Source organism: Paenibacillus sp. USHLN196 (assembly GCF_037144955.1).
In the GTDB taxonomy this organism is placed as follows: domain Bacteria; phylum Bacillota; class Bacilli; order Paenibacillales; family Paenibacillaceae; genus Paenibacillus; species Paenibacillus xylanexedens_C.
In genome coordinates, this window is sequence record NZ_JBBCYH010000002.1 from 590,304 (window position 1) to 610,989 (window position 20,686).

13 protein-coding genes are annotated in these 20,686 nt (G+C 46.1%); 11 read left to right on the top strand and 2 right to left on the bottom strand.

From position 1 onward, the window contains the following. The first annotated feature begins 28 nt into the window (after positions 1-28). The 11 genes from WFI24_RS05975 to WFI24_RS06025 all read left to right on the top strand — a co-directional run bounded on the left by WFI24_RS05975 (position 29) and on the right by WFI24_RS06025 (position 16,219). Positions 29-964 (top strand): helix-turn-helix domain-containing protein, encoded by a 936-nt coding sequence (locus WFI24_RS05975; protein ID WP_336759473.1) that lies wholly within the window; start codon positions 29-31, stop codon positions 962-964. Between the two features lie 27 nt (positions 965-991). Continuing rightward, positions 992-1,480: a DinB family protein gene (locus WFI24_RS05980; protein WP_336759475.1), complete on the top strand. Its 489-nt coding sequence runs from the start codon at positions 992-994 to the stop codon at positions 1,478-1,480. A gap of 187 nt (positions 1,481-1,667) precedes the next feature. Then, positions 1,668-1,955, top strand: a complete 288-nt coding sequence (locus WFI24_RS05985) for a hypothetical protein (protein WP_336759476.1) — start codon at positions 1,668-1,670, stop codon at positions 1,953-1,955. 90 nt (positions 1,956-2,045) lie between these two features. Continuing rightward, positions 2,046-2,819, top strand: coding sequence for a hypothetical protein (locus tag WFI24_RS05990; protein ID WP_336759478.1), 774 nt, complete (start codon positions 2,046-2,048; stop codon positions 2,817-2,819). 119 nt (positions 2,820-2,938) lie between these two features. Further along, a complete protein-coding gene (locus tag WFI24_RS05995; protein ID WP_336759480.1) occupies positions 2,939-3,463 on the top strand; it encodes a GNAT family N-acetyltransferase in 525 nt (174 codons plus the stop codon). Positions 3,464-3,845: 382 nt separating this feature from the next. Then, entirely contained in the window at positions 3,846-4,691 is an 846-nt protein-coding gene (gene rhaD / locus WFI24_RS06000; RefSeq protein WP_336759482.1) for a rhamnulose-1-phosphate aldolase, read from the top strand. Between the two features lie 278 nt (positions 4,692-4,969). After that, positions 4,970-6,787, top strand: coding sequence for an APC family permease (locus WFI24_RS06005; RefSeq protein WP_336759484.1), 1,818 nt, complete (start codon positions 4,970-4,972; stop codon positions 6,785-6,787). 343 nt (positions 6,788-7,130) lie between these two features. Continuing rightward, positions 7,131-8,093: a carbohydrate ABC transporter permease gene (locus WFI24_RS06010; RefSeq protein ID WP_091033725.1), complete on the top strand. Its 963-nt coding sequence runs from the start codon at positions 7,131-7,133 to the stop codon at positions 8,091-8,093. Further along, positions 8,090-8,911 carry a carbohydrate ABC transporter permease gene (locus tag WFI24_RS06015; protein ID WP_336759487.1) on the top strand — a complete coding sequence of 274 codons (822 nt, stop codon included), beginning with the start codon at positions 8,090-8,092 and terminating at the stop codon, positions 8,909-8,911. The genes WFI24_RS06010 and WFI24_RS06015 overlap by 4 nt, the downstream gene beginning before the upstream one ends. A 347-nt stretch (positions 8,912-9,258) precedes the next feature. Then, entirely contained in the window at positions 9,259-10,632 is a 1,374-nt protein-coding gene (locus tag WFI24_RS06020) for an ABC transporter substrate-binding protein (RefSeq protein ID WP_336759489.1), read from the top strand. A gap of 430 nt (positions 10,633-11,062) precedes the next feature. Beyond that, on the top strand, positions 11,063-16,219 hold the full coding sequence (locus tag WFI24_RS06025) for an S-layer homology domain-containing protein (protein ID WP_336759491.1): 5,157 nt from the start codon (positions 11,063-11,065) through the stop codon (positions 16,217-16,219). A gap of 271 nt (positions 16,220-16,490) precedes the next feature. Here the strand turns inward: WFI24_RS06025 and WFI24_RS06030 are convergent, their stop codons facing one another. Both WFI24_RS06030 and WFI24_RS06035 read right to left on the bottom strand, forming a co-directional pair. After that, the gene (locus WFI24_RS06030; protein WP_336759493.1) at positions 16,491-19,079 is read right to left on the bottom strand and encodes a glycine betaine ABC transporter substrate-binding protein; all 2,589 of its coding nucleotides are present in this window, start codon (positions 19,077-19,079) and stop codon (positions 16,491-16,493) included. After that, positions 19,045-20,274, bottom strand: coding sequence for a quaternary amine ABC transporter ATP-binding protein (locus WFI24_RS06035; protein ID WP_336759495.1), 1,230 nt, complete (start codon positions 20,272-20,274; stop codon positions 19,045-19,047). The genes WFI24_RS06030 and WFI24_RS06035 overlap by 35 nt, the downstream gene beginning before the upstream one ends. Between the last annotated feature and the right edge of the window lie 412 nt (positions 20,275-20,686).

A 20,686-nucleotide genomic window follows, 5' to 3' on the forward strand; every position in this document is an offset into this window, starting at 1 on the left:
ACAACTCTAGTGATCGGAGGGAAGAATTGTGGATCACAGCCTGCATCCGTTGTTTAAGCCTATTCAGATAAATGGGACATACCCTAACAGTTATTATGTTGAGAAAATACCTGCTGCCGGCTTGATGGCTTATGTGGCCTGTTATTGGGAATCGGGATCTCTTCCGAACACGCATGGAGATGTTGCTTCGGGAGAAGGTCGAGAGCGATCGGTGATGACTGTCCCTTCCCGGGTATTGCCGGATGGTTGCACGGACATGCTGATTACATACGACCCGGTCTGTTCAGTACATTCCTATGCCTACTGCGGCAACTATACACAGCCCTTCGCTGTACCGGAGTCATCTGACGATGATGCTCCTCCTGGAGATTATACCTTTGGAGTGCGGTTCTTCCCGGGTGGGGCACATGTCTTCCATGGCATGCCTCTGGAGTGGTTTACGGATAAGCGAATTGCACTTCAGGAATGTTGGCCCGAGAAGCTGAACGAGCTTCAGGCGCGGATGGCTGAAACGAATCGTTTTGCAGAACGAGTAGAGGTTATGAATGCGTATTTGAGTCCGTTGTCGGTGCAGGCAAGTACATATGAGAACGATCTGATGAAAAACGTGCTGCACCGCATCTTTAAGGATGGGGGACGTATGAGTGTACAGGAGCTTGCCATGCGTGAGGTGGTCAGTGAGCGGCAGCTGCATCGCAAGTTCTCGGAATGGATTGGAATCAGTCCCAAACGATTCAGTGAGGTGGTTCGTTTTCATCGTGTGCTGGACAGCATTCATCAGGGGCATACGACAGATTGGGCAATGCTTGCCCAGAATCATGGATTTTTTGACCAAGCCCATCTGATTCGGCAATTTCGCAAGTTTTATGGAGAGACTCCGTTGACAGCGGCCAGGGAGCATGGCAGAATGTTGTCCGATTTGTACAATAGATCTGTAGCACCTTCGGTTATACTGAAGTCGTGAGAATAAAAGATAAGGGAGACATCATATATGAATGGAACATTACAGATTCGGGATCATTTGTTGAATGAATTAGAAACAGGCGTACGGACGGGGGCTTCGTTAATTCGCTTGATCCGTTCGGAGGATTGGTCTTATCGTCCACAGGAGAATATGCGTTCATTGGTGGAGCTAGTGCATCATTTTATCCAAATTACCGCATCCGATCTTGCCATCATGCAGGAACAAGGTGAAGTTAAGGTTGGGCTGGTGGAGAATAGCTTGTCCGGGATTCAGGATATTGAGAAGTTGGAAGCAACGTTGTGGAGCAATTTCGAATCCTACAAAGCATATATCACGGGATTGAGCGAAGATGACTTTTTGAATCGTTCGACGAAAGCTTTCTATATGGAACATGGACATCTGCAGGTTCAATGGCAGATTGAAACGGTAACGCATGTATTCCATCACCGTTCGCAATTGTACAACTATCTTAAACAGCAGGGACATGAATTGAACTTTTTCATGCTGTACGCATAGCTAACCTTGTTAAATATAATATGCTTTATCAGCTCTATCGGATGTTTCGGTGGGGCTTTTTTGTGTACAGTTGTCTATCAATCTATCTTATCTATTAAAAATGGACGTTATAACACGGTCGTTTCACCGTGGCTTTACTAGTTTTCCAACATAGAATACCGTATCAAAGCAAAAGGAGGTGATTTCAATGGCCATCCTTTTACCACAACAGTTTTATAATTTGGCAGCAGGCGTGGGCAAATCCTACTATGAGAATTTGGCTGGGGGCACTAATGCCAGCATCACGGTTAACAACTTTGGTCCGTTTGCAGTCGATTTGGTTGTTACTCGCGTGAATGCACCTGTCATCACGTATTTAATTCCTGCCGGCAACAGCCTTACACTGTCTGTACACTTGCTGCTCGTAGCTGCCTTATTGACTAGTGCAGCTGGTGCTTCAACAGGTACGATTCAAGTGGCAACATCTGATTTCTAATTGTTGTTGCGGGTCTAATTGACCTCTGCCGGACATGTTGTCGGCAGGGGTCTTTCTTTTTTTGATAGAATCATCTGGATAGAAAGTGATATGATTACTAAGGTGTTTATTCATTTAATAGGCTGTTATAAGAATGAATTTCTTGTGCAGCGAGAAAGAAAGGAAGATTGGATGTTTAGAAAGATGTTCATCTACATATTGGGGGTAACCTTCGGATTGTCTGTAATCCTGTCACCACATGTTGCTCAGGCGGCGACTGAGATGACCACCCTGGAGTATGGCAATGGGGCTACATATTATGGAGAGACCAAAAATGGAAAACCTCACGGGAATGGAACCATGACCTGGGGGAAAACCAAAACCTACAAAGGAAGCTGGACACAGGGCAAACGTTCAGGACATGGTGTTTATAAAGTTATAACACGCGGTGAGGACAGAATTACAGAGTCCAAGTATGATGGGAACTGGAAGAATGACAAGAAGGATGGTAAAGGTAAACTTCAGGTTAATGAAATAGCGTTGACTGGAGAAATGTTGGAATCACGAATCCAAACGGGGACATTTGCAAAAGATCAGTGGATCGCAGGCTATGATGTACGAAATGGAGAATATGATCCGCCATATTCGTTTCTTTATAAAGATTCAAAATTGAGCCTCGAAATTTGGGGAGATGCCGGAAATATTTTGAATGGATTAAAGAATAACTATTTCTTCTCATTTACATATCAAAAAGGAAAAGTATATAAAAGTGTTGGTGTTGGAGATGAGTATAATCCCAAGCAATTTAGTTCTTTTATAAAAAGTATAGAAAAAGAGATCAAGCCTCACATCAATCAATTTGAGAAATTGGCTAAGCAATTATAAGTGTCATTAGAAGGTATGAACATGAACAGATTATGAACTTTGTTTACCGTGATGGTTATTCGATTAATTTAAGGTATAGGCGGCACGCAGACTTGTGTTGGCATACAGGAGGTTAGTCGATGATGAACAGAACCATTTTATTTGAAACCGAACGGCTGGAATGTGCGACGTGGAACGAAGGGGATCGTGCGCTGGCGTTTGCGCTGTGGGGCGATCATGAAATTTCGAAGTGGATTAGCAGCAAGGGATTTCTAAGTGAAGATGAAGTAGAAGCGAGATTAACACAGGAGATTCAAAGACAGAAGGAAGCGGGGGTGCAATATTGGCCCTTTTTTGAGAAAGAGTCCGAGGTGTTTGTGGGCTGCTGTGGCCTGCGTCCGTATTCTTCAGAAAAGGATATGTATGAACTGGGATTTCATCTAACCCGGGATCACTGGGGCAAAGGGTATGCCCAGGAAGCAGCGCGTGCGGTGATTGCGTATGCCTTTGACGAAATGAAGGCGAAGGCACTGTTTGCGGAGCATCATCCGGATAATGAAGTGTCGGGTCACATCCTGATCAAGCTCGGATTCGAATACACAGGTGATGAACAGTATGAACCGACAGGATTAATGCATCCGTCCTATGTGCTGAAAAAACCGTAAATATGCTTCGAATAGGGACAGGCCATGGGCTATCCTAATGCAGTGAATCCATTTATATGAGAAATGTGGTCTACGGTATATTAACCTGATTTTCATGCTTTTTTTATTTCGCTTTCAGCTTCTATTAAGGTAGCAGAGGTATGATAATTCTTGTAAACCCCTTCTCGTGTTAAATAGATGTGTGACTGACCCTGCCGGGCGCCGGTAGGGTATTTTTTTGTTTTATTTTCAAATAAACAAAACTAAACAAAAATAAATAAAAGATTAATTCTGTGTTTATTATTGACCATCAAAGATAAACAAAGGTATAATGAATGTGAAAAAAGGAACTTACTATGTACGTGGCAAGCCATATTATTTTCAATATAAGGAGAGATTGATCATGAACGTGACCCTTACAAACGAAACAACACAGGCCGCCAGTTTCCATATTCCATTTGTCCGTGAGATGGCTGAAATTACTCAACATATGTGGAAAAATGGCTGGGATGAGCGCAATGGTGGTAATGTCAGCTATCTGCTGGAGGAAGAGGAAGTAGCCCAATATATCGATATTCAGCATGTGATTCGCAAGATCAAACCGGCATTTTCGGTGCAAGAGCTGGCAGGCAAGTATTTTATCGTGACAGCATCGGGTAAATATTTCAAAAATGTACTCGCTGATCCCGAAAGCAACCTGGGGTTGCTGCGTGTATCGCAAGATGGTCAGGAGCTGGAAGTGCTCTGGGGATTGGAGTCGGGGGCGAATCCAACAAGTGAATTACCTACGCATTTCATGAGCCATATTGAACGTCTGAAATTGGACCCGAACCACCGTGTTGTTATGCACAATCATGCGACTCATGTGCTGGCGATGACGTTTATCCACGAATTGGATGAAGCAAAATTCACGAAGACCCTCTGGCAGATGTGCACGGAGTGTGTGGTTGTATTCCCGGATGGGATCGGCATTATTCCTTGGATGATCCCTGGATCGAATGAGATTGGGCGCGAAACGGCTGAGAAAATGAAAGAATACCACGCGGTGATCTGGCCGCAACATGGCATCTTCGGAACGGGCACAACGATTGACGAGGCTTTTGGTCTGATTGAAACCATCGAGAAGGCAGCCCAAGTGTATATGCTGGTTGCTGGTCACGAGATCCGGCAGAGAATTACCGATGAACAGCTGACTACACTGGCGCAAGCGTTCGGTGTTACCCCTCGTCCCGGCATTTTGGGCAGTTAAAGGATGTTTTATTGCAATACAGTCAACGCATAGATCAAGGAAGTGGTCTTTGGTTCATTGAACCGAAGGTCACTTCCTTTTTTTTGACGAACAAACGTCGTTTTGGTTCAAAAAAGTTCAAATTGCTGAACAAGAATGGCTTTGTTATCGATTATTGAATCGTAGAATGCATTATCACGCGCTGGCGAATTTCGGGTGAAATGACGTATTGTCAATGGCTCTGCGATTTTGCATAATAACAATGCTTCACAGATGAGAGACGGAAGGAAGTTATGATCATGCTTGGCAAAATGAAGAGAATCTTAATAGGCAAGCCCATGAAATCGGCTGAATTGGATGGAGAAAAATTGGGGAAATGGAAGGCGCTCGCCATCCTGTCCTCGGATGCCCTATCGTCCGTTGCCTACGGTACGGAACAGATATTGCTGGTGCTCGTTGCGGCCGGATTCGCCGCCCTGTGGTACTCTGTTCCGATTTCCATCGCCGTGCTGGGATTACTCGTCATTTTAATTTTTTCCTATCGTCAGACGATATTTGCTTATCCAACAGGGGGCGGCGCTTATATCGTAGCCAAGGATAATCTGGGTACCACCTCCAGTCTGATTGCCGGAGGATCTCTGCTCGTCGATTATATTCTGACCGTTGCCGTAAGTTCGTCCGCAGGCACGGATGCAATAACGTCGGCGTTTCCAATGCTGCATGACTACAGTGTCGTGATTGCACTCATTATGATTGTGTTTCTAACGATTATGAATTTGCGGGGAGTGACGGAGTCAGCGTCTGTGCTGGCGATCCCCATCTATCTGTTTATCTTTTCGATTGCAGTTCTGATCATCTCGGGCGGAATCAAATTTCTTGCCGGGGGTATGGAAGCAGCTGCACCTGAATTCGGAACAAGTCTATCCCATGTGAGTATCTTTCTGCTGTTGAAAGCATTCAGCTCCGGCTGTTCGGCTCTGACTGGCGTGGAAGCGGTAAGTAACGCGATCCCGAACTTCAAGCAGCCTGCCGAGAAAAATGCCGCAGGTACGTTACTGCTCATGGGTTGTATATTGGGAGCCATGTTCATTGGCATCACGTTGCTCGCCTTCGGTTATGGGGTGAAGCCTGATCCCCATGCCACGGTCATATCCCAGATTGCCGAAGCTACATTTGGCCGAGGATGGATGTATTTTATCATCCAGGGTGTGACGGCACTGATCCTGTTCCTGGCAGCGAATACAGCGTATTCTGCCTTTCCGTTGTTGTCCTTCATGATGGCCAAAGATAAATATATGCCTCATATGTTCATGGTCCGAGGAGACCGGCTTGGCTTCTCGAACGGTATTATTTTTCTCAGTGTGATGTCTGCGCTTCTGGTGGTTGGGTTCAAAGGAAATACCGAAAGCCTGATTCCGCTCTATGCGGTAGGCGTGTTCATTCCATTTACGCTATCGCAACTCGGCATGATGATTCGCTGGATCAAAGTCAAGCCGTCTGGCTGGCAGATGAAGTTGCTGGTTAATACAGTCGGTATGCTGACTACGCTATCGATTACCCTGATCTTTATTTTCACCAAGTTCACGCAGACATGGGTCATCTTTATCTTTTTGCCACTCGTTGTCTATGTGTTCATGCGTATTCACCGTCACTATTGCAACATTGCGGATGAGCTGCGCATTGATATTCAGGTCGATAAGCCAGCGCAAAAAGGTAATACGATTGTCATTCCTGTTGCAGGCATTACGCGGGTCGTCATGAACACGATCAGTTACGCCCAGACGATGTCGGATCACGTGGTCGCACTCTATATTGGCTTCGATGATGAGGCCATACGCAAGATGGAGCAGAAGTGGGAGGAGTGGAACCCAGGGGTCCGTCTGGTCGTGATCAAATCGAGGTACCGCAGTATTATGGGGCCGCTGAAGAAATTCATTGATACCGTAGAGTGGAAAACGGCCGAGACCGATCATATCACCATCCTGATTCCGCAATTCATCACCAAGCACTGGTGGCAAAATGTACTGCACAATCAGACCAGCTTCATGATTCGGGCTTATCTGATCAATTACAAAGACGTGATTGTCACCACGGTGCCATATCATCTTAATCGTTAACTCGAACGGTTAATCGCTTAACCGGAGTTGGGAGATTTACAGATTATTGTAAAATGAGTCACTTTCATGAATAGACAAACGTTCATATTCCATTTACACATCGAACCGCAGGGACATCTCCAAACAGGGGAGTTCTTGTGGTTTTTTGTCTTGAAATCTAATTTTAATTCCGGCGTAGAGTTGATCCCTGATTTCGTAAAGCCCCTTGTCCATGATTAACGTTACGTTGATTCAGAAAAGATTTTGCTGTGACATTCGACTCTTACACTAGATAACGTGGTGCTGAAGTTGATGCAGCATTTCACACACACTGAATGCGTGAATCAAGGGGGAAGAAAATCCGATGAGTGAGCTTGATAACCGGATCAGCTTGCCCGCCGCCAAACGGCGCGTATCAGGTACGAGTGAGCGTCGTACAGCCTCGCTGCGCGTGCAGCGAATGCGGGAGAATATGCTGGCCTATGGTTTCCTGGCACCATCGCTGCTTTTGTTTGCAGTGTTTCTGTTTTACCCGATGTTTAAGTCCGTGTATCTGAGTCTTCATTCCACAGATCCGACGGGACAGATTGCGGCTTACGTGGGGCTGGACAACTTCAAGGCCGTATTTCAATCAGGACTGTTTATGCAGGGGATGAAAGTGACGTTACTATTTGTCCTGTTTACGGTGCCTACGGGTATGCTGGCTGCTCTTATTCTGGCTGCACTGACTCACAACCGATTCAAGGGAATGCGTGTGTTCCAATTTGTATTCTCTCTGCCCGTAGTGTTATCCGTCGGTTCGTCAGCGGTGATCTGGAAGTTTCTATTCCATCCGACCTTGGGCATGCTGAATTATCTGCTTGGCAAAGTAGGTATTGATCCAATTCCTTGGCTTACCAGCCCGGATTGGGCGTTAATCTCGATCTCCATTATGACGATCTGGATGAACCTCGGATTCAACTACATTATTCTATCCAGTGGTCTGGCAGGCATTCCGGATGAGATCTACGAGAGTGCCAAAATTGATGGCGCAGGACCATTACTGACGTTTCGTAAAATCTCAATGCCGCTCCTGTCACCAACGTTATTCTTTGTTACGGTCGTATCGATCATTGGCGCTTTTCAATCGTTCGGTCAGATCAACATTCTAACCCGGGGTGGCCCGATGGACAGTACGAATGTTTTCGTTTATTCCATCTATCAGGAAGCCTTCGTTAATTTCCGCTTTGGTACAGGTAGTGCACAGGCACTGATCCTGTTCGTGGTGATTATGCTGCTGACCCTGATCCAGTTCAAATGGGTAGAAAGGAAAGTGCATTACCAATGAGTGCGACATGGACCAAAACACTGTTATATGTATTACTGACGATCTGTGCAGCGCTTGTGCTGTATCCGGTGATGTACACCTTTTTCATGGCTGTCATGACGCCGGAAGATGCGAGCGCTTATCCGCCGCATATCATTCCGAATTCAATCGATCTGTCCAATTTTAGCGAAGTATTCGATATTGTTCCGATTGGGCGATTTATCGGCAACACCTTCCTTGTCGCAGGCCTAACGACGCTTGGTCAATTGATTACAGCGAGTATGGCAGCCTATGCTTTTGCGAAAATGCAGTTCAAAGGCAAAAACGTCATCTTCAGCATGTTTGTCGCAACCATGATGATTCCGTGGGAAGTGACGATGATCCCCAACTACCTGACGGTTCGCAGCTGGGGCTGGCTGGATAGTTACCAGGGGCTTACCGTGCCGTTTCTGGCAACGGCGTTTGGTACATTCCTGCTAAGACAGTTCTTCATGCAGCTACCCAAGGAATTGTTCGAGGCGGCGAAGATCGACGGTTGTGGTCATATCCGCTATTTTATATCGCACGTCTTGCCTTTGTCCCGTCCGGCACTTGGAACACTGGCAATCTATTCATTCTTAAGTATGTACAATTCGTATCTCTGGCCGCTGCTGGTGACGAACACACCAGAAATGAGAACCGCACAGATCGGGATCTCGATGCTGGAGTTCCAGGAATCCACGGCGTGGAATCTGGTATTTGCCGGAACAGCGATGGTCATTCTACCATCCTTACTGTTATTGATTTTCGGGTTGAAACAGCTTGTCCGCGGTATGGCCGCAGGCGCGCTGAAGGGGTAAGTAGAGTAAGTTTTTATACTATTTAATTGAACTGGAAGTTTAAAAGGTTTTGAATTAAACCTTGTATCTTCGTACAAGGTCCACGGTTTGGTTACCAGGAGCGAATAAACAAGGCTCGCGTCTTGAAATAAGATCTTAAGAGAGAAACCACGGTAGTAGTGGAGGGGACGAAATCGATTCTGAAGAAGCAAAGCGTTTGCCTTTATACACGGATTTTCCCCTCTAAAAGGGGATATAAAAAAATCCGGGGATAACAGCAATCAGAAGAACGATTCGTAACCGTAACGGCCACGCCGTGTCAATCTCCAGATTTATTCTGAAGCGAGCCATATAAAAGGAGAGCGATTATGAACGGATTTCGTCTGAAAAAAAGAGGTGCATTCGCATTCATGCTGGCTGCTCTAATGTTGGTCATTTCCGCTTGCGGAACGAAAGCAGAAACAAGCAGCCCGGCAAGTGGAGCACCAGCAGAAGCGGCCGCAGCTGAAACAACACAATTGACGTGGTGGCACTCCATGTCGGGTGCAGGGGAAAAAGCGATAAACCAGCTCGCTTCCGACTTTAACGCAAGTCATCCAGACATTCAGGTGAAGCCCATCTATCAAGGGAAGTACGATGAAAGTCTGAACAAACTCAAAGCATCCATGGGCTCAGACAGCGGTCCAGACATTATCCAGGTCTACGAGATTGGTAGCAAGTTCATGATCGATTCAGGCATGATTACGCCAGTACAGCAGTTCATCGACAAGGATCAGTTCGACCTGTCCCAACTGGAGCCAAACATTATCCGGTATTACACCATTGATGGCAAGTTGAACGCCATGCCGTTTAACACATCGAACCCGATCCTTTACTACAACAAGGATATGTTCAAAGCAGCAGGTCTGGACCCGGAGAACCCGCCGAAGACATATGAAGAGTTTGAACAAGCAGCGAAAGCATTGGCGAAAGACGGTAAGCCAGGCGCATCCATGGCGATCTACGGCTGGTTTATGGAACAATTCTTTGCGAACCAGAATGCAGATTATGTAAACAATGGAAACGGAAGAACCGAAGCCGCTACAGAGTCTCTGTTGAACTCGGAAGCTGGAGTGAAGACATTAACATGGTGGAAAAAGATGATCGACGAGAAAACCCTCTCCAATCTGGGGCGTAGCACAGACGATACGACAGCAGCATTTACAGCACAACAAATCGGTATGACCATGGATTCCACAGCTGGCCTGCGCAAAATCGTAGAAGGTTCAGGTGGCAAGTTTGAACTGGGAACAGGTTTCCTGCCTCGTCCAGCGGATGCCAAAGAAGGCGGCGTTGTGGTGGGTGGAGCGAGCTTGTACATCATGAACAACAAATCGGAAGCACAACAGCAAGCGGCATGGGAGTTCATCAAGTACTTGGCTACACCAGAGGTACAAGCGAACTGGAGCGTTGCGACAGGATACTTCCCAATTACGACAGCAGCTTACGAAGAGCAAGTATTAAAGGATAATATGGCGAAGTACCCGCAATTCCAGACAGCAGTCGACCAATTGCACGCTTCCGCGGATTCGACAGCAACTTCCGGGGCATTAATGGGTGTATTCCCTGAAGCGAGACAACTTGTCGAAGGAGCGATTGAAACGGTCCTGAATGGACAAGGTACACCACAGGAAGCATTGGATGCAGCAGCTAAACAAATTACAGACAAGATTGCGCAATATAATAGCACGGTGAAGAAGTAACAGTAGGTTAATATCAAAATAAAGATGCGGCGATCAGTCCTGATCGTCGCATTGCTATGCCTGTATCTTGAAATTTGCTATAAGCCTTAAGTCTGATTTTTTTTGAAAAGAGATAGATAGTTGCCGTCACTAATTGTCGAAAAACTAAATAATTCAAATCGTTATGTTAGAATATCTAACACAAATGATTTGATGTGCACATGAACATGACTTAAAAAGATCAAAAAGACATAACTTCGATCTGGAATTAGTCCTGTTTAGCTTTGAATAATAGAAAATGGTTTCTTTTTGTAATGTACATGTTCTATTTTCTTTCATAACGAAGAATTATTGTTTACACAACTCTGTTATTCAGTTATCTTATATTTGAACTAATGTACAAGCTGGCTGAACAAATGATTGCCAAGTTGAAAACATGGGGGTAGGACGAATGAACAACACGCAAGTGAAACGTTGGGCACAAAGGTTTCTGGTTTTCGTTCTTGTCGTTACAGGTGCGGCACCAATCGGTGGATTAAGTAGCACCGTATATGCTGATGAGGAAAATGTAGTAACGGAACAGCCGCAAACAAGTGATCAGGAGACCTCCATACCGGATGCTGTCCCAACTGAAGAATCGTCAGACCTAGAGTCACCGACTAACGAAGATGATGATTTGGATGGAACTGGAAGTGAGGAACCAGCTGAGGCGGATAACTCAGAAGTGCAGGAAGCAGACGGGGCTGGAATCATACCCATTGCTGATGCGCGAATACTTGCACCAAATACAAATGTAGCCGTTTCAGGTGTCGTAACGTACAGTGAACTCTCCGGAGAATTCACGAATTATTATATTCAAGACGAAGAAGCTGGCATTGTAGTCCGAGCGAAGAATCAAGTTGACGTGGGGGATCGCATTGAAGTGTATGGTCCAATTACCCACTACAGCGGACTCGTCCAGATCGAGAAGGATAAGTCAGGTTTTACCGAAGGATACATGAAGGTAACTGAGCAAAATATAACACTCCCCGGACCCAAAAATATGGTGTCCACAGACTTTGTCAGACCAGCAGACCAAAGTAACAAGGGTGCGGGCGAAAAGTATGAGGGAATGTTTGTCGAAGTAAGAGATATTCAGGTAACACGTGGCAGTAGTTCGACGTTCTACGCGACGGATAGTCATGGTGCTGAGATGACGATCTATGCCAAAAACTTCCCTAACGCGCTAACTGTCGGCAAAACCTACGAATATGTGCAAGGTGTTCTCACGTTCAACAGTAATTACGGATTAGAGATTTTGCCTAGAACAGCCGCAGATGTTGTAGAAAATAGCCTGTCTGTGATAGTAAGTGTTCCGTCCGGCGGGATTCCCCGAAACAATGAAGTCACATTAACCTCTCCAGCAAAGGGTGCAGTCGTACATTACACAACGGATGGAACCGAACCTACTTCTTCTTCTGCCGTGTATAACAGCCCATTGGTGATTGATCAAGACATCGTAATCAAAGCTGTTGCCATTCTTAATGGACAATCTAGTGAAGTGTACACCTTTATGTATCAAGTACTTCCTGATAAAGAAAACTTGCGTATCCATGATATTCAGGGTGCAGGACATACCTCTGTTTTTAACGGATATGATGTTAAAGATATCGAAGGTATTGTTACCTCCGTCAGTACAAGCAGTTTTTACATGCAAGAGCTTACGGATGAGATTGACGAGGATGATCGGACCTCCGAAGCCATTCAGGTATATAAACCGAGTCATGGAGTTATCGTTGGCAACCAGGTGAAGGTATCTGGGAAAGTTACGGAATATGGGGCGGTTAACGAATTAACCACCACGCAAATTACGGGGAGTAACATTGTAAAAGTGTTAGATCAAGTCGAACTGCCTGCACCTGTGAAGTTGGGTGTCAATGGACGAATCATTCCAACAGTCATTGACTCGGACTCTTTTGGAGAGTTTAACCCAGAGAAGGATGCCATAGACTTTTATGAAAGTCTCGAAGGCATGCGCGTTGAATTGGAAAAGCCTGAGATTATAGGTCCTTACTCCAGTCAACCGGGTCTGGCCGTTGTCGTGGATAATGGTGAGAACAATCCACTTCGCACGCCTAATGGTGGTGTTATTCTGACCGATAACAAGAAAGGTATGAATGAGAGTGATCTCAATCCGCAGCGTCTATTTATCAGTAAGAAACCTTCCAAAGCAGTAAAAACAGGCGATAAGTTGGATGGTAATGTAATCGGAGTAATGACATACTCTAGCGGCAATTTCAAGGTGAGTCCTGAAGGGAATTTGCCAGTAGTCATCCCAGGAGAAACGAAACAAGCGACTACTTCCATTGAGAAGGCAGCAGATAAACTAACTATTGCCACGTTTAATGTGGAGAACTTCAGCAAAAAGGATGCAACACGAGCCAATAAAATCGGCAAAATCATCGTGGATAATTTGAACACGCCAGACATCATTGGCATTATGGAAGTTCAGGATAACGATGGTGATGCCGATACAGGTACAACAGTGGCAGATGCTAGTTTCCAGACTCTAATTGATGCAATCAAAGCGAACAACGGACCAACATATCGATATAGTGAGATTTCTCCGGAAAATAACAAGGATGGCGGGGCACCGGGTGCCAATATTCGTGTAGGATTCCTTTATCAACCTAACCGTGTATCCTTGGCTACGGGTATCGGAAAAGGTAATGCTACGACAGCGATCACAGTCAAAGCTGACGGCAGTCTCTCCAATAATCCGGGTCGTATTGCACCAGAGGATGAGGCATTCGCCAGCTCTCGCAAACCGCTCGCAGCGGAATTTGAATTCAATGGTGAACGTGTAGTCGTGATTGCCAACCATTTCAATTCCAAAGGTGGAGACCTGAAACCTTTTGGAAGCATACAACCTGCGACTCGAAGCAGTGAAGTTCAACGTGCGAAGCAAGCTGCGCTGGTCAATGGCTTTGTGAAAGAGTTACTGAACAAAGACCCTGACGTAAATGTCGCTGTACTTGGCGATTTTAACGACTTCCAATTCTCGAATACCTTGAACATTGTTGAAGGTAATGAACTGGACAACTTGGTAAACCAACTGCCAGAGAATCAGCGTTACTCCTACATCTATGATGGAAACTCTCAGACACTGGATCACATTCTGGTGAGTAAAAACCTGACTGAGACGGCAGCCATCGAAGTGGTACATGTGAATGCCGATTTTGAGACAGCGGATGGACGGGTGAGCGACCATGATCCACTACTCGCACAATTAAGTATTGGAGATCCCGTGGAAGAAGGGGACTTCAACCTGCGCGTACTTCACACGAATGATACGCATGCGCATCTGGATAACATCCCGCGCCGAGTAACGGCAATTAAGGAAGCGCGCAATGATAACACTTTGGTACTGGATGCAGGGGACGTTTTCTCAGGCACATTGTACTTCAATCTGTTTAACGGTCTGGCTGATCTGGAATTCATGAACATGATCGGATACGATGCCATGACTTTTGGTAACCATGAGTTTGATAAAGGTCCAAGTGTACTGAAAGCATTTATTGAAAAAGCAGATTTCCCGTTCGTGAGTGCCAATATTGATTATTCAAAAGATGCGAGCTTGAGTGGTTTGTACAACAATAGCATCGGTGATCCGGGTGAAAAAGCCGAAATCTATCCGGCGATTATCACGGAAGTGAATGGTGAGCGAGTCGGTATTTTCGGACTGACGACACCGGACACAGTATCTCTTTCTTCACCGGGAGATGACTTGAAGTTTGCGGATTACAAGGCAAGTGCACAAGCGACTGTACAGATGCTGCAAAATGAAGGTATCAATAAAATCATTGCTTTAACTCACCTTGGCTACTCAGAGGATCTAAAATTGGCTGAAGCCGTAGAAGGGATCGATATTGTGGTAGGTGGTCATTCACACACCATTCTGAAGAAACCTATTGTTGTAGGCAGCAAAGATGAGCCAACATTGGTTGTGCAAACCGGGGAATATGACGTCTCTCTTGGTCAATTGGATGTTACGTTTGATGAAGCCGGTATATTGAAGAAGTGGAACGGCAAATTGTTGAGTCTGGATGCGAAAGATGCTGCCAACCAATTCATCTATGCTGATGATGTGGAAGCCGCGAACAAGTTGAATGAATATGCCCCTCAGTTGGAACAGTTCAAGAAAACGGTTATTGGTAAAACGAATGTCTTCCTGGATGGAGAACGTGGCACTGTGCGGAAACAGGAAACCAATTTAGGAAACTTGATGACAGACGGTATGCTGGAGAAAGTGAAATCCATTGTGCAGGAAAACGATGTCAAAGGATACGTCGCGATCCAGAATGGCGGTGGTATTCGAGCTTCATTCCAGACAGGTGATATTACGCTGGGCAATCTCCTGACTGTGATGCCATTCGGTAATAACCTGTCTGCGCTGAAAATGACAGGCAAGGAAATCACAGCCGCGCTGGAAAATGGCGTTAGTGGTGTGGAAACGGGAGAAGGACGCTTCCCGCAAGTGGCAGGCATGCGGTTCTACTACGATTCTACGAAGCCAGGCGAGAAAATGGATGCAACGAACAACACCGTGACCCAAGTCGGTCAACGTGTGGTCAAAGTTCAGATTAAGAAGGCAGATGGTACGTACTCGGATATCGATCAGAACGGGTACTATATCGTCGCTACCAATTCATTCATGGCTAACGGTGGAGATTTCTATCGTGCTATGAGAACGGCAAAAGATGATAATCGATTCTACGAATTGAATCTGGTCGATTATGAAATCTTCCATGAACATCTGGACCGTGTAGGTACAGTGAACCAAGAGACGGAAGGACGTAGTACGGATTTGAAAGGAACATCACTTCCAGGAGACGGAAATGGCAGCAACCCTGGTAATGGTGGCGGGAATAATGGAAGTGATCCGGGCAGTGGTAATAGTGGTGGAGGTTCTACAACACCGACTACGCCTGTAACTCCAACCCCACCGACTACACCAACCAATCCTACGAACCCAACTACGCCAACCGTTCCGGGTAATGGAGGAGGAACTACTCCAACCACTCCGGTTGTAGACCTGAAGGACATCGGGAATCACTGGGCAGCTGTTGCCATTGAACAGGCCATTTCCCGGGGAATTGTGAACGGGTATCAGGATGGTAATTTCCGTCCGAATGCACCAGCCACACGCGCCGAATTCATTGTTATGCTGGCAAGAGCATTTGAACTCCCAGCCAGCAACAAGGCATTGACGTTTAAGGATGCTGCTGGCATACCTACATGGGCGCAATCCTTTATTGCTCAGGCAGTGGAGCAAGGCATCATTAGCGGGTATACGGATGATACTTTCCGTTCATCGGGCAAAGTATCGCGGGTAGAGATGACGGTTATGCTCGTAAGAGCACTCGGTCTTCCGGTACATTCTAATCCTGCACTGAGCTTTGCGGATGCAGATAAAGTACCCGCTTGGGCTGTTCCATATATCGCTGCTGCATATGATGCAGGACTGGTGAAAGGAACAGGGCAGAATAGGTTCAACCCACTCGCAGAAGCAACGCGTGCTGAAGTGGTGACCCTGCTATTGTCGGCAAGCGAGTGGCAAAAGCAGTAAAGACGTATGATACAGACGGTTTAGAACAGCTTGCAGACTTCCATCTGCAAGCTGTTTTTTTACTAGGGCGTGTCTGAAAAACTCCGAAGGAAGCAGATTTTTCCGAATTTTCGTTCCAAGCAAGGCAGGACAACGGTAAGAGAGAATCGTGTAATTTCACGTAGTTCAAGATAGCCAGAGGAAGACAGAAGAAAAAAGATGACAGAAAAAGGCCACCGAATAATTTCGGTGGCCTTTCTACCAAATTCAGGTTTATTCATCTCAATCTGGTTTAATTAACTTTTAAGTCTTCAACAGAGTTGATATCCATATACGTTGGAACAACCAGACCTTGCTTGACTCCAGTCATACTGACAGCGATATCTTCAATCTTGTCTCCATATGTTTTCCAGTAGTCTCCATGTGTAAGTGGGAGCCAAACGGCTGGAGAAGCATCGATATCGCCTGCTGCTAAGCCTGCCCACATTGGACCAGCTTCGACTTGTAGGGCTTTGACGGTGTAACCCAGATCCGTCTCCAGCACATACTTCATCAGATTGGTACTCGCAATTTCAGAGTCCCATGCAACATAACCGAGACGTAAATTGTCACCATTAACAGGGGTTAACCCCTTGGTCCACTCTTCAATTTGGTCCGGATGTTTTTCTGCATAAGTCTTGGCAGCTTCTTCAGGCGAAACGCCCTTTTGAATGTCTACCATGATTTCACTCATTTGATCCGCAGTCCAATTAAAGCGAGAGAAGAACTCATAGGCAACGGGATGATCTTCTTTGATTCCCTTACGTCCAACCGTGTGAACTTCCTCTGCATCGCCAAAAATTAAGTCGGGATCGTCCAGATACTTCAGATCATACTGATTGAACATCCAGTGTGGAGTCCAACCCGTAACGATGATGGGCTCCTCATTTTTATAAGCTTTATCGAGCGATGCAGTCATCGCGGCTCCAGAGCCTTCGATCAGATTCCAATTAGACAATTCATAATGCTCAATCGCATTTGCCGTAGCTTTCATAAGACCTGCACCTGGATCAATACCAACGATTTGGTGATTAACCTCTTCGCCCACATTAGCACTTGCCGATGGAGTGGAAGAAGCAGCACCTGTCTCCAGATCTTCAATCGAATTTACTTCAGTCATGTAACTAGGAACCACGAGTCCTGTACGTACACCCGTCATGTTGGCACCCAGATCGTCCACCTGGTCTTTGTAACGTTCCCAGTAGTCAGCGTGTGTCAATGGCAGCCAAGCTGCTGGAGAGGCATCTACGTCGCCTGAGGCAACACCCGTCCACATTGGTCCGGCTTCGACTTGCAGAGCGTTAACTTTATAACCCAAGTTGTTTTCCATCACATATTTCAGCAAGTTGGTACTTGCGATTTCGGAATCCCAAGCCACATAACTCAGTTTGAATGCATCACCGTTCACTGGAGTCAGACCTTTGGTCCACTCAGCAATCTGATCGGCATGTTTCTCCGCATAAGCTTTAGCTGCTTCTTCTGCGGATGTGCCATCCTGGATAGCAGTCATCATTTCACCCATTTCATCCGAGGTCCATTGGAAACGGGACAGGAATTCAAACGCAACAGGGTGATCTTCTTTCAGACCTTTACGGGCGATGGTGTGAATTTCTTCAGCATCACCGAAAGATTTCTCTGGATCTTCCAGATATTTCAGATCATATTTGTTGAACATCCAGTGTGGAGTCCAACCTGTAATAATGATTGGGTCTTCATTTTTGATCGCTTTGTCCAGCGTGGCCGTCATGGCTGCACCAGAGCCTTCAATCAGAGTCCAGTCAGTCAGGTTATAGTCTTCGATCGCTTTTGCTGCGGACTTCATGATACCAGCCCCTGGATCGATACCAATAATCTGATAGTTCACTTCTTCACCTACAGCATTGGCTCCTGAGTTGTTGCCGCCAGCGGAAGTCGTGCCACCAACGAAGTATTGTGAGAAACCAGCTACTAACACAAGGAATGTTGCGGCAGCAGTGATCCACGCTTTTTGCTTGGTTGTAATGCGTGAGGTCTTTTTGCGACCAGGCATAAACAGATTTTGTGTAAAGCGGTCCAGCACAATCGCGAGTACGACAACAGCAAGACCGGCTTCAAAACCTTTACCGATTTGCAGCTGTGTTACCGCACGATATACTTCCGCACCAATACCCTGTGCACCAATCATGGATGCAATAACAACCATGGACAGTGACAGCATGATGGTCTGGTTAATACCGGACATCACGGTAGGCAAAGCGAGTGGAAGCTGTACTTTGAACAATTTTTGCATGGAAGTTGAGCCGAATGCATCGGCTGCTTCAACCAATTCGCCAGATACCTGTCTGATACCCAGGTGAGTCAGACGAATCGTTGGCGGAATCGCAAATATAACGGACGCGATAACACCTGGAACGACACCAAGGCTAAAGAACGTAACCGCAGGCAGCAAGTAGACAAATGCAGGCATCGTCTGCATGAAGTCAAGCAGCGGTGTAATGATACGCGCCGCAGTTTTACTGTATGCGAGCCAGATTCCGACCGGTACACCAAGCAGGATCGAAACCAAACCTGAAGTGATAACCAGTCCGAGTGTGTCCATCGATTGGGACCAGTAGCCCAAGTTGTCTACGAGCAAGAACCCGATCACCGTGAACAGTGTAAGTGGGAGTCGACCTACGAGGAACGCAAGAACACCCAATATCGCAATGAATAGGAGTGGATGTGGCAGCATGAACAGCCCGGAGAAGAATCCGACCACTTCCTGAATGACAATAGAGATTACGTTAAACAATCCGGAGAGCGAGGAGCTCATCCAGTCAACGATGGATTCAATCCACGATGCTAGTGGTATTTTGGGAATCATTCACAAGTTCCTCCTTTACTGCAACTTCACCGCTAAGTGCACCCAGCAGGGCACCGCGGACGATAACACCTTGCAGACGGCCATTCTCACCAACAACAGCGAGAGGCACATGGGCTGAACTTACAATTTCGAACAATTCATGAATCAGGGTCTCAGGCGACACCGTCGGTCCGTCCGTGATCAGAATGTCGTTCAATACTTTGTTTTCGCGCATCGCACGGGTAGCATCTTCTGCTGTAATAACACCAAGCAGTTTCTTCGAACGGTCAATGACAAACAGGTTGGAAATACCACGTTCGCGCATTAATTCGAGGGCAACACGAGGACCACGGTCAAGCGTAATTGTTTCAGGGCGACGCATCACATGAGATGCAGTAAGAACCTTGGACAGATCCACGTCTTCGACGAAGCGGGCCACATAAGAGTTGGCCGGTTGAATCATGATTTCTTCCGGTGTACCGATCTGCACGACTGCGCCGTCTTTCATAAGGGCAATACGATCGCCGATGCGCAGCGCTTCGTCCAAGTCATGGGTAATGAAAATAATCGTCTTTTTCATTTTATCTTGAAGCTCGATCAGCTCATCCTGCATATCACGGCGAATCAATGGATCAAGTGCACTGAAGGCTTCATCCATTAATAGTACTTCGGGGTCATTGGCAAGCGCACGGGCTAAGCCGACACGTTGCTGCATCCCGCCACTGAGTTCATCTGGCATTTTGTCTTCCCAGCCTTTAAGGCCAACCAGCTCAAGTGAAGTTTTCGCCTTCTCACGGCGTACGTCTTTGTCTACTTTTTGTACTTCTAATCCATACTCCACATTATCAAGAACGGTACGGTGCGGGAATAACGCAAACTTCTGGAAGACCATGCTGATCGTTTTCCGGCGCACTTCGCGCAATTGTTCTTTGTTCATCTTGCGAAGATCCTTACCATGGACCAGAATTTCTCCGGATGTTGGTTCAATCAGGCGATTGAACATCCGTACTAATGTGGATTTACCACTCCCGGACAGCCCCATAATAACGAAAATTTCGCCTTCCTTAATCTCCATGTTGACCCGGTTGACACCAACCGTTATCTGTTTTTCTTTGGCCAACTTTTCTTTACCCCAACCTTGCTCCAGTAATTGCAGACCTTGCTCGGTTTGGGGTCCAAACAATTTACTTACGTTTTTCACTTCAAGTATGGTCATGTTTTCACCCCTTCTGATGTGTTGTGCACTTCGAACGGCTTTTAGCATCCACAAGCCCATACACTTGTGCGCCCAGCCACGAAATCCGGTAATTATTGCTTCGCTTCCCGTCTTTCTGGGTAACGTTTTTTATTCTAACAATACTTAACCAGTATATCAACCGAATAAACAGTACATAATGTTTGTACAGGAAAAACTGTACAAAGTTTTCCTTCCATATGCTCCGCCATTCTCCTTATTCTGCCTAATGAGGTTCCTTTACATTTGATAAGGCTTTTCCTACAATAGAAAATGAGCTGAATTGAAGCTAGATTTTTTGGTTAAAGAAAGTCATAGGCAATTGTAGCCTGGTAAAGTTCCCATTTTCATACATTGGGTGAAAGAAAGCCCTCTGGCATATAGGATGTCCGGC

Excerpts from the sequence above, each read along its gene's own strand:
- WFI24_RS05980 (WP_336759475.1), top strand. The coding sequence starts at position 992 with ATGAATGGAACATTACAGATTCGGGATCATTTGTTGAATGAATTAGAA.
- WFI24_RS05985 (WP_336759476.1), top strand. The coding sequence starts at position 1,668 with ATGGCCATCCTTTTACCACAACAGTTTTATAATTTGGCAGCAGGCGTG.
- WFI24_RS05990 (WP_336759478.1), top strand. The coding sequence starts at position 2,046 with ATGATTACTAAGGTGTTTATTCATTTAATAGGCTGTTATAAGAATGAA.
- WFI24_RS05995 (WP_336759480.1), top strand. The coding sequence starts at position 2,939 with ATGATGAACAGAACCATTTTATTTGAAACCGAACGGCTGGAATGTGCG.
- rhaD (WP_336759482.1), top strand. The coding sequence starts at position 3,846 with ATGAACGTGACCCTTACAAACGAAACAACACAGGCCGCCAGTTTCCAT.
- WFI24_RS06005 (WP_336759484.1), top strand. The coding sequence starts at position 4,970 with ATGCTTGGCAAAATGAAGAGAATCTTAATAGGCAAGCCCATGAAATCG.
- WFI24_RS06010 (WP_091033725.1), top strand. The coding sequence starts at position 7,131 with ATGAGTGAGCTTGATAACCGGATCAGCTTGCCCGCCGCCAAACGGCGC.
- WFI24_RS06015 (WP_336759487.1), top strand. The coding sequence starts at position 8,090 with ATGAGTGCGACATGGACCAAAACACTGTTATATGTATTACTGACGATC.
- WFI24_RS06020 (WP_336759489.1), top strand. The coding sequence starts at position 9,259 with ATGAACGGATTTCGTCTGAAAAAAAGAGGTGCATTCGCATTCATGCTG.
- WFI24_RS06025 (WP_336759491.1), top strand. The coding sequence starts at position 11,063 with ATGAACAACACGCAAGTGAAACGTTGGGCACAAAGGTTTCTGGTTTTC.
- WFI24_RS06030 (WP_336759493.1), bottom strand. The coding sequence starts at position 19,079 with ATGATTCCCAAAATACCACTAGCATCGTGGATTGAATCCATCGTTGAC.
- WFI24_RS06035 (WP_336759495.1), bottom strand. The coding sequence starts at position 20,274 with ATGACCATACTTGAAGTGAAAAACGTAAGTAAATTGTTTGGACCCCAA.